Annotated in this window: 10 protein-coding genes; all 10 read left to right on the top strand. The window is 63.6% G+C overall.

Going from position 1 to position 14004, the window contains the following annotated elements:
• Positions 1–138 precede the first annotated feature (138 nt).
• A complete protein-coding gene (locus BLS60_RS07965; protein ID WP_092366698.1) occupies positions 139–2541 on the top strand; it encodes a PAS domain-containing sensor histidine kinase in 2403 nt (800 codons plus the stop codon).
• A 15-nt stretch (positions 2542–2556) separates the two neighbouring features.
• Positions 2557–3186: a response regulator gene (locus tag BLS60_RS07960; protein ID WP_070880073.1), complete on the top strand. Its 630-nt coding sequence runs from the start codon at positions 2557–2559 to the stop codon at positions 3184–3186.
• A gap of 217 nt (positions 3187–3403) precedes the next feature.
• Positions 3404–4513 carry an ABC transporter ATP-binding protein gene (locus BLS60_RS07955; protein WP_092366695.1) on the top strand — a complete coding sequence of 370 codons (1110 nt, stop codon included), beginning with the start codon at positions 3404–3406 and terminating at the stop codon, positions 4511–4513.
• 44 nt (positions 4514–4557) lie between these two features.
• On the top strand, positions 4558–5592 hold the full coding sequence (locus BLS60_RS07950; protein ID WP_092366692.1) for an ABC transporter substrate-binding protein: 1035 nt from the start codon (positions 4558–4560) through the stop codon (positions 5590–5592).
• A gap of 107 nt (positions 5593–5699) precedes the next feature.
• Positions 5700–6947, top strand: a complete 1248-nt coding sequence (locus BLS60_RS07945; RefSeq protein WP_070880070.1) for an ABC transporter permease — start codon at positions 5700–5702, stop codon at positions 6945–6947.
• Positions 6948–6964: 17 nt separating this feature from the next.
• On the top strand, positions 6965–7789 hold the full coding sequence (locus tag BLS60_RS07940) for an ABC transporter permease (RefSeq protein WP_070880069.1): 825 nt from the start codon (positions 6965–6967) through the stop codon (positions 7787–7789).
• Positions 7790–8169: 380 nt separating this feature from the next.
• Positions 8170–9540 carry a sigma-54 interaction domain-containing protein gene (locus tag BLS60_RS07935; RefSeq protein WP_092366690.1) on the top strand — a complete coding sequence of 457 codons (1371 nt, stop codon included), beginning with the start codon at positions 8170–8172 and terminating at the stop codon, positions 9538–9540.
• 177 nt (positions 9541–9717) lie between these two features.
• The gene (locus tag BLS60_RS07930) at positions 9718–10866 is read left to right on the top strand and encodes an iron-containing alcohol dehydrogenase (protein ID WP_092367417.1); all 1149 of its coding nucleotides are present in this window, start codon (positions 9718–9720) and stop codon (positions 10864–10866) included.
• An 84-nt stretch (positions 10867–10950) separates the two neighbouring features.
• On the top strand, positions 10951–12336 hold the full coding sequence (locus BLS60_RS07925; RefSeq protein ID WP_092366687.1) for a hypothetical protein: 1386 nt from the start codon (positions 10951–10953) through the stop codon (positions 12334–12336).
• A 43-nt stretch (positions 12337–12379) separates the two neighbouring features.
• Complete coding sequence (gene gabD, locus BLS60_RS07920) at positions 12380–13837, top strand: NADP-dependent succinate-semialdehyde dehydrogenase (protein WP_208597288.1); 1458 nt, start codon at positions 12380–12382, stop codon at positions 13835–13837.
• Positions 13838–14004: the final 167 nt, after the last annotated feature.

The following is a 14004-nucleotide window of genomic DNA, read 5'->3' as shown; positions in this document are numbered from 1 at the left end:
TGCAAGCTACAAGACGGCCGCTGGCGATACGCGGGCGGCAGCACGTTGTCGTGGATTTGTTTGCTGCTGGTGTAGCTTAATGCGGCTTTAGCGGCGGTCTCGCCGCGCTACCTTCCTGCGCTTTCTCGGTGCCCGAGCATGATCCACCGCTGGCTGTTTCTTCTGCTGCTGAGCGCGTCGCCTGCGTTGTGGGCCGACGAGCCGCCGCCCGCACCTGCGGCGATTTTCGATGCTGCCCAGCAGCAGTGGCTCGCCGAGCATCCGGTACTGCGTGCCGGCGTCGTGTTGCAGGCGCCGTACGCCCAGCTCGACCGGCGATTGCATCGTCTTACCGGTGCCAATGTGGAGATGATGAACACCCTCGCCACGCTGATGGGCGTGCAGCTGCGCTGGCGAACCTTCCAGAGCGTCGAGGAGCTGGAGCAGGCGCTGCACAACGACCAGATCGATCTGGCCAGCGGTCTTGGCCAGACGCCCTCCGGGCTGCGCCGATGGGTGTTTTCCGATCCCTTCCTGCGTGTGTCGCACCTGTTGATTGGCGAGCGTGACAGCGGCGGCTCGGTCGATCTGGAACAGCTCGACGGCCGCTCGCCGGTGGCCTTGAAGGTATCCGACGCCGTGCTCGATTACCTGCGCAGCAGCTACCCGAGGCTCAAGCTGGAGATCGCCAGCTCACCGCGTCAGGCGCTGCAGCGCGTGCTCAATCAGCAGGCCAGCTACGCGGTGCTCGATGAGGCGCAATTGGGGCGGCTGTCCCGCGAGCCGGAGTTCCTCGGCCTGGCCATCGTCGGCGATATCGGCTTTCCGCAGTTGCTGCGGGTCGCCTCCCGGCGTGACTGGCCGGCGCTGTCCGGCATCGTCGATGTCGCGCTGCGCAGTGTATCGGCCCGCGAGCTGGACGACTTGCACAACCGCTGGCTGCCGCCGAGTTATCTGCAGCAGGAGAACTCGTCGAGCTTCTGGCGCGGGATCAGTCTGCTGCTCGGCCTGCTGTTGGTGTTCGCGCTGTTATTGGCGCTATGGATGCGCCGCCAGCGGGACACCCTGGAGTTTCGCCTGCTCGCCGCGCGCCACGAAATCGAGCTGCGCGAGGTGGCCCGCGATGCGCTGCGGCTGTCGCAGTTCTCCATCGACAACAGCACGGTGGGCATCCTCTGGGTCAACTGGGACAGCCACGTGCGGTACGCCAACCGCGCTGCCGAGACGATGCTCGGTTGTCGCAGTGGTGGCGTGGTCGACCGGCCGCTGAGCGATTTCGAGCCGAGCCTGAACATGGACCGTTGGCTCAACCTGTGGCGGCTGGCGCGCAAGGGCGACGAGCGACCGCCACGTTTCGAAACCGAGTGCCTGCGCGCTGATGGCAGCCGCCTGCCGGTGGACGTATCGCTGAGCTTTCTGCAGTACCGCGATACCGAATACCTGGTGGTGTTCATCACCGATGTCACCGAGCGCCGCCGCGCCCTGGCCGCGTTGCAGGAGAGTGAGGCACGGCTGCAGGGCATCGCGTCCAACGTCCCTGGCGTGGTGTTCCGCCTGGAGCGCGCCCGCCCGGGCGACCCGGCGCTGTTCGCGTTCATCGGCGAGGGCAGCGATAGCCTGGTCGGTTATCCGGCGGCGACATTGCTGGCGCCGGATCATGGCCTGCGCAGCCTGGTGCACCCCGATGACAAGGCCGACTACCACCGTGTTCAGGACCAGGCCTTCGATAGCGACAGCGACTGGCACTGGCAGGGACGCATGCTGACCCACACTGGCGAGTCGCGCTGGGTCGACATCAAGGCCATGGCCCGGCGCATGGCCGATGGCCGGCTGATCTGGGATGGCGTGGTCTGGGACATCAGCGACAACAAGCGCAACGAGCTGGCGCTGGCCGACTCCCAGGTGCGCCTGCGCGATCTGTCGGCGCACTTGGAGAGCGTGCGCGAAGAGGAAAAGGCGCGCATTGCCCGTGAGGTGCATGACGAGCTGGGCCAGGTGCTGACCGTGCTCAAGCTGGAGACCTCGATGTGTGAGCTGGGCTTTGCCGATCTCGATCCCGGGCTGCGCGAGCGCCTGGACAACATGAAGAAGCTGATCGCCCAGTTGTTCCAGCTGGTACGTGACGTGGCCACTGCGCTGCGCCCGCCGATTCTCGATGCCGGTATCGCCTCGGCCATCGAATGGCAGGCGCGGCGCTTCGAAGCGCGCACGCAGATTCCCTGCCTGGTCGAGGTGCCCGAACACCTGCCGCCACTCAGCGATGCCAAGGCGACCGGGCTGTTTCGCATCCTGCAGGAGTCGCTGACCAACGTGATGCGCCATGCCCAAGCGCACACCGTGACCGTGCGTCTGGAGTGGCTGGGCGACAGCCTGCATCTGTCGATCAGCGACGACGGCAGTGGCTTTCATCCCGCCGCGGTGCGCGCCGATTCCTTCGGCCTGGTGGGCATGCGCGAGCGCGTGTTGATGCTGGGTGGGCAATTGACCCTCGACAGCCGCCCTGGCGAAGGTACGCTGTTGCGCGTCAGGGTGCCGCTGCAGGAGTGTGTATCCAATGACTGAGCAGAGGCTGAGCACGTGATCCGAGTACTGGTGGCGGAAGACCACACCATCGTCCGCGAGGGCATCAAGCAGCTGATCGGCATGGCCCGCGACCTGCAGGTAGTCGGCGAGGCAAGTAACGGCGAGCAATTGCTGGAAACCCTGCGCAATACGCCCTGCGAGGTGGTGCTGCTGGATATCTCTATGCCTGGCGTCAATGGCCTGGAAGCGATTCCGCGGATTCGCGCCCTGGCCCAGCCACCGGCGATCCTGGTGCTGTCGATGCACGACGAGGCGCAGATGGCCGCCCGTGCGCTGAAGATTGGCGCGGCCGGTTACGCCACCAAGGACAGCGACCCGGCGCTGCTGCTCACCGCGATCCGCAAGGTGGCGGCAGGCGGGCGCTATATCGACCCGGACCTGGCCGACCGGATGGTTTTCGAGGTGGGGCTGACCGACTCGCGACCGCCCCACGCGCGCCTGTCCGAGCGTGAGTTCTCGGTGTTCGAGCGGCTGGTGCAGGGCGAGGGCGTCAACGAGATTGCCGCGCACCTGGCGCTCAGCAGCAAGACCATCAGCACCCACAAGGCGCGGCTGATGCAGAAGCTCAACCTGCACTCGGTCGCCGACCTGGTGCGTTACGCCGTCGAGCACAAGCTGGTCTGACAGCCCGGCATATCTGTTCGCGACACACCTTTCGGGCCGCGCTGCCGGCCCATGAGGTCTGCGCGTCTGCTTCTTGCCCATCCACGACATCGCTGTAGGGATCGCCCTACAGTCAGGTGTCCGACCGCCTTATATCAAACTGTCAGCACGCCCGATTTTCAGGCTCTAACCCCGGTTCTAGGCTTGAGCCACGGTAGAAAAACAGGCAGGTGCGGTGATGGGCGACACTTCTTCGAACGACATCCTGGTCAGCTTTCGTGGCGTGCAGAAAAGCTATGACGGCGAGAACCTGATCGTCAAAGACCTCAATCTGGATATTCGCAAAGGCGAGTTCCTGACCCTGCTCGGGCCGTCCGGCTCCGGCAAGACCACAAGCCTGATGATGCTGGCCGGTTTCGAAACGCCCACGGCCGGCGAAATCACCCTGGCTGGCAAGCGCCTCAACAACGTGCCGCCGCACAAGCGTGACATTGGCATGGTGTTTCAGAACTACGCGCTGTTCCCGCACATGACCGTGGCCGAGAACCTGGCGTTTCCCCTGACCGTGCGCGGCATGAGCAAGGCCGACGTCGCCGAGAAGGTCAAGCGCTCCTTGTCCATGGTGCAACTCGACGCTTTCTCCGGCCGTTACCCGGCGCAGCTCTCCGGTGGTCAGCAGCAGCGTGTGGCCCTGGCCCGCGCGCTGGTGTTCGAGCCGCAACTGGTGTTGATGGACGAACCCCTCGGCGCGCTGGACAAGCAACTGCGCGAGCACATGCAGATGGAGATCAAGCACATCCACCAGCGCCTCGGCGTGACCGTGGTGTACGTGACCCACGACCAGAGCGAAGCGCTGACCATGTCCGATCGCGTCGCCGTGTTCCACCAGGGCGAGATCCAGCAGATCGCTCCGCCGCGCGAACTCTACGAGGCGCCATGCAATACCTTCGTGGCCCAGTTCATTGGCGAGAACAACCGCTTCGCCGGCGAGCTGGTGTCGCGCGACGGCGACAACTGCACCGTGCAGTTGAGCCGCGGCGAGAAGGTTCAGGCCCTGGCCGTCAACGTCGGTCAGCCGGGTGACTCGGTCAGCCTGTCGATCCGTCCCGAGCGCATTCGCCTGAACGCCGCGGCCGAAGGCTGCGACAACCGGTTTTCCGGTCGTGTATCGGAGTTCATTTACCTCGGTGACCACGTGCGCGTGCGCCTTGAGGTGTGCGGCAAGACCGACTTCTTCGTCAAACAACCGATTGCCGAGCTCGATACTGCGCTCGCCGTCGGTGATGTGATCCCGCTCGGCTGGCAGGTCGAGCACGTTCGCGCCCTTGATCCGCAGTTGGCGGAATGATCGGCGTTATCCGCTTTACCACAGCACTCGGAGCCAACATAAAAATGTCGAAGCTATTCTCCCTTTCCGCGCTGACCCTTGGGCTGGTCTGTGCTGCACAGGTTCACGCCGCGGACCTCACTGTCGTCAACTTCGGGGGCGCCAACAAAGACGCCCAGGTCAAGGCTTACTACCAGCCGTGGGAAGCGGCGGGTAACGGCAAGATCATCGCTGGCGAATACAACGGTGAAATGGCCAAGGTCAAAGCCATGGTCGACACCAACAGCGTCTCGTGGGACCTGGTCGAGGTTGAATCCCCCGAGCTGGCTCGCGGTTGCGACGAAGACCTGTTCGAAGAAATCGACTACTCGGTGGTCGGCGACAAGAACGCCCTGGTGCCAGGTGCTGCGTCGATGTGTGGCGTCGGCTTCTTCGTCTGGTCGACCGTCATGGCCTACAACGCCGACAAACTGACCACCGCGCCGACCAGTTGGGCGGATTTCTGGGACGTGAAGAAATTCCCCGGCAAGCGCGGCCTGCGCAAAGGCGCCAAATACACCCTCGAATTCGCCCTGATGGCCGACGGCGTTGCGCCGAAAGACGTCTACAAGGTGCTGGCGAGCAAGGACGGCCAGGAGCGCGCGTTCAAGAAACTCGACGAACTCAAGCCGTACATCCAGTGGTGGGAGGCCGGCGCTCAGCCGCCGCAGTATCTCGCTTCCGGTGACGTGGTCATGAGCTCGGCCTACAACGGCCGCATCGCCGCTACCCAGAAAGAAGGCAGCAGCCTGAAAGTGGTGTGGGACGGTGGCATCTACGACTTCGACGCCTGGGCCATCCCGAAGGGCGCGAAGAACAAGGACGAAGCCCTGAAATTCATTGCCTTCACCCTGCAGGCCGAGCACCAGAAGACCTACTCGGAAAACATCGCCTACGGCCCGGTCAATCCGAAAGCCGTCGATCTGCTGGACGCCAAGGTCGCTGCCGACCTGCCGACCGCCCCGCAGAACATTGCCAACCAGGTGGCCATGGACGTGACCTTCTGGGCTGACTTCGGTGAAGTGCTGGAGCAGCGGTTCAACTCCTGGGCTGCCAAGTAACGCCTGAGCAAGTCGTCGTTACACGAGCAAGGTTGTGAGGAGCGCCTGCGTGCAGGCGCTCTGGCTTCACCCCCGAATTCCTTATTCGCTTCACCGGAGTTAGCCCCATGGCCCTAGCAGTGCCCCATGCCGAGGTCGCCGGCCCCTCGCTCAAGCAGCGTCTGGCGCGCGCCGAGCGGATGAACCGCCTCAAGTCGCAGGCGCTGATCCTGCCGCTGGTGCTGTTTCTCGTCTTCACCTTCCTAGTGCCGATCGTGGCGCTGCTCAATCGCAGCGTGGATAACCCGGACGTGATCGGCTCGATGCCGCGAACCGTCACCGCCATCGAGTCGTGGGATGGCCGTGGCCTGCCGGCGGAGCCGGTGTACCAGGCGCTGGCGCTGGATCTGGCAGAGGCCCGTGAACAGCAGAAGCTGGGCGATCTGTCCAAGCGCCTGAACATGGAGCTGGCGGGTTACCGCAGCCTGCTGGCCAAGACGGGACGTGCACTGCCGTTCGAAGCCGAGCCGGCATCCTACAAGGACGCCCTGGAATCCTTCGACGAACGCTGGGGTGACCCCGCCTACTGGCAGGTGATCCGTCGCAACACCAGTTCCTGGACGTCCTATTACCTGCTGGCTTCGCTCGACCATCGCGTCGACGACACCGGCGCCGTGGTCAAGACCACCCCGGACCAGGCCATTTACCTGGACATCTTCGCCCGCACGTTCTGGATGGGCGCGGTGATCACCGCCATCTGCCTGGCGCTGGCCTATCCGCTGGCCTACCTGCTGGCCAATCTGCCGACTCGCCAGGGCAACCTGCTGATGATCATGGTACTGCTGCCGTTCTGGACGTCGATCCTGGTGCGTGTCGCCGCCTGGATCGTGCTGTTGCAGTCGGGCGGCCTGATCAACTCGGCGCTGATCAAGCTGGGATTGATCGACCAACCGCTGGAACTGGTGTTCAACCGCGCCGGCGTGTACATCTCCATGGTGCACATCATGCTGCCGTTCATGATCCTGCCGATCTACAGCGTGATGAAGGGCATCTCGCCGAGCTACATGCGTGCGGCGATTTCCCTCGGCTGTCACCCGTTCGCCAGCTTCTGGCGAGTGTATTTCCCGCAGACCCTGGCCGGTGTCGGTGCCGGTTGCCTGCTGGTGTTCATCCTGTCCATCGGCTACTACATCACCCCGGCGCTGCTCGGCAGTCCGAGCGATCAGATGGTCAGCTACTTCGTTGCCTTCTACACCAACACCACCATCAACTGGGGCATGGCCACCGCGTTGGGCGGCCTGCTGCTGGTCGCCACGCTGCTGCTTTACGTGGTGTACAGCTGGCTGGTGGGCGCTGGTCGCCTGCGTCTGGGTTAATGAGCGGAGAATAGAAAATGCTGAGTCCCTATATGTCTCCCGTCGAGCGCGCCTGGTACTACGGCCTACGGCTGCTCTGCGGTCTGGTGCTGTTGTTCCTGGTACTGCCGATCCTGGTGATCGTGCCGCTGTCGTTCAACTCCGGCACCTTCCTGATCTACCCGATGCAGGGCTTCTCGATGCGCTGGTACGAGGACTTCTTTGGCTCGGCTGGCTGGATGCGTGCGCTGAAGAACAGCATGATCATTGCACCGGCGGCGACCGTTCTGGCCATGGTGCTCGGTACCCTGGCGGCCATCGGCCTGACCCGCTCGGAATTCCGCGGCAAGGCACTGGTGATGAGCCTGCTGATCTCGCCGATGGTGGTGCCCGTAGTGATCGTCGGCGTTGCCAGCTACCTGTTCTTCGCGCCGCTGGGCCTGGCCAACGGCTACCTGTCGCTGATCGTGGTGCACGCGGTGCTGGGCGTGCCGTTCGTGATCATCACCGTGTCCGCCACGCTGCAGGGCTTCAACTACAACCTGGTGCGCGCCGCTGCCAGCCTCGGCGCCTCGCCGATCACCGCCTTTCGCAGGGTAACCCTGCCGCTGATCGCGCCCGGGGTGATCAGCGGTGCGCTGTTCGCCTTCGCCACCTCGTTCGATGAAGTGGTGGTGACCCTGTTTCTCGCCGGCCCCGAGCAGGTCACCCTGCCTCGGCAGATGTTCAGTGGCATTCGCGAGAACCTCAGCCCAACCATCGCTGCCGCCGCGACCCTGCTGATCGGCTTCTCGATCCTGCTGCTGCTGACGCTGGAATGGCTGCGCGGGCGTAGCGAGAAGCTGCGCACCCAGGTTGAATAAGGTTATACGGCGCTGCCGTAACCGCCGCACCCTCTAGGGTCTGTTGACGTTTCACGCACGGCCGCGCCGGAGCCCGTTTTGTCGCGAGGCAAGGCGCGAGCCGTGAAGTTTAGCTGGCTAAATGAGCCGGCGAGAAACGCAGCATCGCGGCAAAACGGGCCCGGCCCTGCGGGTTGCGCGGGAAATCTCGCCATGCGTCGTTGGAGGACTTGGCAAGGGAACAACCATTCCCTGCGTCCTCCGCCTAGCCTGGCGAGATTTCTCGCAGCAACACGGCTCGCGCTGAAACGCCAACAGACCCTCGGTTGCGGCGGTTTTTTTATGGCCGGGGATCGAGCGGAGTAAACTTGCGCGCTCTCCCGCGTTTCCCGGAAAGCCCCATGGATTTCGACGATCCCAGTTTTCGCGAGCTGCTCGATGCGCTGCACGACGGCGTCTACATCACCGATGCCGATGGCATTACCCTCAAGGTCAACAGCGCCTATGAGCGGCTCACCGGGCTGCGCAGTGAGGATGTGGTTGGTCAGCACATGCAGGCGCTGGTCGAACAGGGCGTAATTTCCCAGTCGGTGTCGCTGCGCGTGCTCAAGGAGGGCAGGGCGCTGTCGCTGATGCAGAGCGTCAGCCAGGGCAAGCGCCTGTTGGTCAGCGGTACGCCGATTTTCACTACTGAGGGCCGGGTGCGTTACGTGGTCAGCACCGTGCGCGACATGACCGAATTGCTGCGCATGAAGCACGAGCGCGACGAGCTGCAACAGCTCAAGCAGCTGCGCAACAGCACCGCGAAGCTGCATGCCGGCCAGCGTGACGATCTGCTCGATGCATCGCCGGTCGCCAGCCTGCCGGTCTCGGGCCGGGTGTTTGCCCAGGCCCGCCAAGTCGCGGCCAGCGATGTGAAAGTCCTGCTGCAGGGCGAAACCGGTGTGGGTAAAACGCTGATCGCCCAGTACATCCACAAAAGCAGTCCGCGGGCCGCGCAGCCGTTCCTGGCGCTGAACTGCGGTGCGCTGCCGGAGAACCTTATCGAGGCTGAGCTGTTCGGCTACGTGCCAGGCGCGTTCACGGGCGCCGGCAGCAAGGGTAAGCGCGGGTTGCTGGAGCTGGCGAACCACGGCACGGTGTTTCTCGACGAGATCGGCGACCTGCCGCTGGCGCTGCAGGTGAAGCTGCTCAAGGTCATCGAGGAAAGCCGCTTCATTGCAGTCGGCGGCCTGGAGCTGAAGGAAGTGGACGTGCGCATCATCACCGCCACCCACCATGACCTGCGCGCCATGGTGGCTGAAGGGCGCTTCCGCGCCGACCTCTATTATCGGCTCAATGTGGTACCGATCCACATTCCCGCCTTGCGCGAGCGGCGCGAGGAAATTCAGCCGTTGCTCGACTTTTATCTGGCCGAATTCAATCAGCGCTACGGGCGCGAGCTCGAGTGGGGGCTGGAGGCCCTGGATGCGCTGACCGACTATTGCTGGCCGGGCAACATCCGCGAGCTGATCAATCTGGTCGAGCGCCTGGTGGTCACCTGCAGCGGCGCAGTCGTGGAGCTGTTCGACCTACCCGAAGAGATGCGTAGCCGTGCGCGAGACGCCGATGACGACAGCCTGCTGCCGTTGCGCAAGCAGGTCGAACAGCTCGAGCGGCGCCTGATCCGCAAGGCCCTGGTGCAGCACAAGACCACCCGTGAAGCAGCCCGTGCGCTCGGTCTGAGCCAGGCCACCCTGGTGCAGAAGATGAAACGTTGGGAGCAAGGCTGATTGGAAAATGGATCAAGCGATGGCTTTTTGATCCATTTGCTGATCGCTGCGATGCTCCGATAGCCTGTGGCAAATCGACGCAACCCGTCTACGGCGAGGGTTTCGTCAGGCTGGCACAGGAATCGCTATGACAGGCCCGAACCCGTCCAGTTAGACATCACAAAAAAGGGCCTGATGATGAGTGTTGCCGCCTTCAAGATCGCCAATAAGCTGTTGACCGGCCAAGGTGCCGTCGAGCAACTGGCGAACGAGCTGCCCCGCCTGAACATGCACAACCCGCTGATCGTCACCGATGCGATCCTGATCAAGTCCGGTACCGTCGATCACGTTCTTCAACAGTTGGGCGAGCGACCCTACGGCATCTTCGATGGTGTCGAACCGGAACCGGAAATCGCCATCGTCGAGGCGTGCGCCAAGGCGTATCGGGCTGGCGGCCACGATGGCCTGATCGGCGTCGGCGGTGGTAGCGCCATCGACATCGCCAAGGCGGTAGCTGGTTACGTCGGTCATGACGGCGCGCTGGAAGAGCTGTTCGGCGTCGATCAGGTCAAACGCAAAGGCCCTCCGCTGATCGCTATCCCAACCACGGCCGGTACCGGGTCGGAAGTGACCAATGTGTCCATTCTGTCCGACAAGAAGGCGCAACTGAAAAAAGGCATCGTTAGTGACTACCTGTTGCCCGACGTCGCCCTGGTCAGCCCGCTGATGACCCTGACCTGCCCGCGCAGCGTGACGGCCGCCAGTGGTGTCGATGCCCTGGTGCACGCCGTGGAGTCGTACCTGTCGGTGAATGCTTCGCCGATCACCGACGCCCTGGCCATCGGTGCGATCAAGTTGATCGCCAAGGCGCTGCCCAAGGCCTATGCCAATCCGGCGGACCTTGCCGCGCGCGAAGACATGGCCACTGCCAGCCTGATGGCCGGCATGGCCTTCGGCAACGCGGGCGTGGGTGCGGTGCATGCGCTGGCCTATCCATTGGGCGGGCGTTTCAACATCGCTCATGGCATCAGCAATGCCTTGCTGCTGCCCTACGTGATGACCTGGAACAAGTTGGCGTGCGTCGAGCGCATGGCCGAGATTGCCACCGCCATGGGCGTGCAGACACATGGGCTGAGTGACAAGGCCGCTGCCGATCTTGCGGTCGAGGCCATGGCCGAGCTGTGTGCCAGCGTCGACATTCCCAAGGGCATGCGCAGTTTTGGCGTGCCGGAAGAGGCGATTCCGACAATGGCCGAAGAGGCCAGCAAGATTGATCGCCTCATGCGCAACAATCCGCGCCGCCTGACGGCCGGCGACATCGAGCAGATCTACCGCGCTGCCTACTGATTCAGCAACACGCGATGAAGCGCCCCGGTGATCCGCCGGGGCGCGCTGGTTTACGACCAATACTAATAACTCCAGGTAATCCACATGTCCGAACTCCAACAACAAGGCCCGGAAGCGCCGTACACCGCACTTGGCCCGTTCAAACTTCGCCTGCCGTTCATTCACTACCGTTTCGAGATTTCCGACTACATGCAGGGCTTGCTCATGTGTGCAGTGGACCTGGCGGCCATCCCGTTGATGACCGAATTTCTTGGCATGCCGTTCGAGGTGGCGCTGGCGGTGGTCATGCTCAATGGCCTGCTGTACCTCACTCACCATCTGCTGGGCGATCCGGTGGTGCCGGGGTGGATTACCCCGGCGATTCCCCTGTTGATGGCCTACTGCAGCCAGTTTCCGGAGGGCCCGGAGCGGGTGCATGCGCTAATCGCCTTCCAGTTGATGCTGGGAGTATTTTCCATCGGCCTGGGCATGACCGGCATGGCGCGCAAGGTGGTGTCGCTGGTGCCGTCAGCACTCAAGGCCGGGATCATCATGGGGGCCGGGCTCAGCGCGGTGGTCACCGTGTTCAAGGAAGGCGGTCGTTTCGATAGCTTCCCCTGGACCATCTCGATTGCCATTGGCATTGCGTTCTACCTGGTGTTCTCCATCCACTTCCAGGAGCTGAAGAAGCGCAACCGCTTCTGGTGGAACTTCGCCAAGCTGGGCATCTTTCCGATCATTCTGCTGGCGGTGATCGTCGCTCCCCTTTTCGGTGAAGCGGCCTGGCCAAGCATCGAGTGGGGCTTCAGCCGGCCGGATTTCGTCACCCTGTGGAACGAGTACACGGTATTCGGCCTGGGTATGCCGCCGTTGATGATGTTCGTAACGGCCATTCCCACGGTATTTGCAGCCTACCTAGTGGTATTCGGTGATGTGTTGGGCGCCAAGGCCATTCTCTCCGAGGCGGATGACGTTCGCCGCGACGAGAAAGTCGATTTCGACCCCAATCGCTCCCACCTGATATTTGGCGGGCGCAATGCCTTCATGAGTTTCTTCGGCCCCGATGTCGCCATGTGCGGGCCGCAATGGTCGGCCATGCAGGTGGTGATTACCGAACGTTTCAAGGGTGGCCCGAAGGCGATGAAGTCCATCTACGGCGGCGTCGGCTCGTTCCGCTGGGGCACCAATACCGGCCTGCTGCTATTGCCGGTGGTGACCTTTGTGCAGCCCATTCTTGGCGTGGCCCTGGCACTTACCCTGCTGATCCAGGGCTACGTGAGCGTGCGCCTGGGCATCATGGAAGCACGCAGCCAGCGTGATCTGGGCATCGCCGGGGTGATCGGCGCCGTGCTGGCGATCAAGGGCGCCGGCTGGGCGTTCGCCATCGGTCTTGGTCTGTGCCTGTTGATCTACGGCACCCGCTTCTTCCGCGGCGAGAACGACCAGACCTTCAGTAAAGACCTGCCGACCGAGCCGGCTGCTAAAGACTAGAGACCAGCGCCGGGAGCCGAGCGCCCCGGCTACAGGAGTGACTATGCATCTCAACGATCCGGATCTGCTGCGCCATCAGGCGTACATGAACGGCCAGTGGTGCGACGCCGTCGACGGCGCGACCACGGAAATCTTCAACCCGGCCACTGGTGATTCCCTCGGCCGCGTGCCGAACCTGGGCGCCGAGCAGACCCGCGCCGCCATCGAGGCCGCCCGCGTTGCCCAGCCGGCGTGGCGGGCACTGACGGCCAAGGAACGCGCTGCGCGCCTGCGCAACTGGTACGAGCTGATGCTCGCCAATCAGGAAGACCTGGCGCAGATCATGACCGCCGAGCAGGGCAAGCCACTGACCGAAGCGCGGGGCGAAGTGCTCTACGCCGCCTCGTTCATCGAGTGGTTCGCCGAGGAGGCCAAGCGCGTCTACGGTGACACCATTCCCGGCCATCAGGCAGATAAACGCCTGATCGTGACCAAGGAACCGGTCGGTGTGACGGCGGCGATCACGCCCTGGAATTTTCCGGCCGCGATGATTACCCGCAAGGTGGCGCCGGCCCTGGCTGCCGGTTGCGCGATGGTGCTCAAGCCTGCGCCGCAAACGCCTTTCAGCGCCTTGGCGTTGGCTGTGCTGGCCGAGCGTGCCGGCATTCCGGCAGGGCTGTTCAGTGTGTTGCCAGCCGACACCGAGCGCTCCCGAGAGGTAGGCTTTGAGCTGTGTGCCAACCCCACCGTGCGCAAGCTGTCGTTCACCGGCTCTACGGGTGTCGGCATCAAATTGATGGAGCAGTGCGCGCCCACCCTGAAGAAGCTGTCCCTGGAGTTGGGCGGCAACGCGCCGTTCATCGTCTTCGAAGATGCCGACCTGGATGCGGCCGTGGAAGGCGCCATGGTGTCCAAGTACCGCAATGCCGGGCAAACCTGTGTATGCGCCAACCGGCTTTACGTGCACGACGCGGTGTACGACGCCTTCGCTGAGAAGCTGGCCGCGGCGGTGGCCACGTTGAAGGTGGGGCACGGTGACGAGGCGGGCGTAACCACCGGTCCGCTGATCGATGGCAATGCGGTGGCCAAGGTGCAGGCGCACCTGGCCGACGCGTTGAGCAAAGGCGCAAAAGTACTGCAGGGCGGCAAGGCCCATGCGCTGGGCGGCAACTTCTTCGAGCCGACCGTGCTGACCGGTGTGACCACCGAGATGTGCGTGGCCCGCGAGGAAACCTTCGGCCCGCTGGCGCCGCTGTTCCGCTTCAGTGACGAAGCCGACGTGATACGCCAGGCTAACGACACCGAGTTCGGTCTGGCCTGTTACTTCTACACCCGTGATCTGGGCCGTACCTTCCGGGTAGCCGAGGCGCTGGAGTACGGCATGGTCGGTATCAATACCGGCCTGATCTCCAACGAAGTGGCGCCGTTCGGCGGCATGAAGGCCTCCGGGCTGGGCCGCGAGGGCTCCAGGTACGGCCTCGATGAGTACCTGGAGATCAAGTACCTCTGCCTGGGTATTTGAGCGGCTCTTTCGAGGCGTTGATAGAAAAGCCAGCTTGGATCGAGCGCGCTGACAATCCGGGAGCGCCCTGGGTATCGCTTCGCTCAACCACAGGCTACGGGCATAGGTTCTTGTAGAGGCCATCGTTGCATGGCGCGCCCCGTCGAAGAACGCCAATCACGGCTGCG

The organism is Phytopseudomonas seleniipraecipitans (genome assembly GCF_900102335.1).
Taxonomy (GTDB): domain Bacteria; phylum Pseudomonadota; class Gammaproteobacteria; order Pseudomonadales; family Pseudomonadaceae; genus Aquipseudomonas; species Aquipseudomonas seleniipraecipitans.
This window is presented reverse-complemented; position numbering and strand designations above follow the sequence as displayed.

Bases quoted from the DNA above. Each gene is read 5' to 3' on its own strand.
- gabD (WP_208597288.1), top strand. From the start codon at position 12,380: ATGCATCTCAACGATCCGGATCTGCTGCGCCATCAGGCGTACATGAAC.
- BLS60_RS07950 (WP_092366692.1), top strand. From the start codon at position 4,558: ATGTCGAAGCTATTCTCCCTTTCCGCGCTGACCCTTGGGCTGGTCTGT.
- BLS60_RS07925 (WP_092366687.1), top strand. From the start codon at position 10,951: ATGTCCGAACTCCAACAACAAGGCCCGGAAGCGCCGTACACCGCACTT.
- BLS60_RS07955 (WP_092366695.1), top strand. From the start codon at position 3,404: ATGGGCGACACTTCTTCGAACGACATCCTGGTCAGCTTTCGTGGCGTG.
- BLS60_RS07930 (WP_092367417.1), top strand. From the start codon at position 9,718: ATGAGTGTTGCCGCCTTCAAGATCGCCAATAAGCTGTTGACCGGCCAA.
- BLS60_RS07945 (WP_070880070.1), top strand. From the start codon at position 5,700: ATGGCCCTAGCAGTGCCCCATGCCGAGGTCGCCGGCCCCTCGCTCAAG.
- BLS60_RS07965 (WP_092366698.1), top strand. From the start codon at position 139: ATGATCCACCGCTGGCTGTTTCTTCTGCTGCTGAGCGCGTCGCCTGCG.
- BLS60_RS07940 (WP_070880069.1), top strand. From the start codon at position 6,965: ATGCTGAGTCCCTATATGTCTCCCGTCGAGCGCGCCTGGTACTACGGC.
- BLS60_RS07935 (WP_092366690.1), top strand. From the start codon at position 8,170: ATGGATTTCGACGATCCCAGTTTTCGCGAGCTGCTCGATGCGCTGCAC.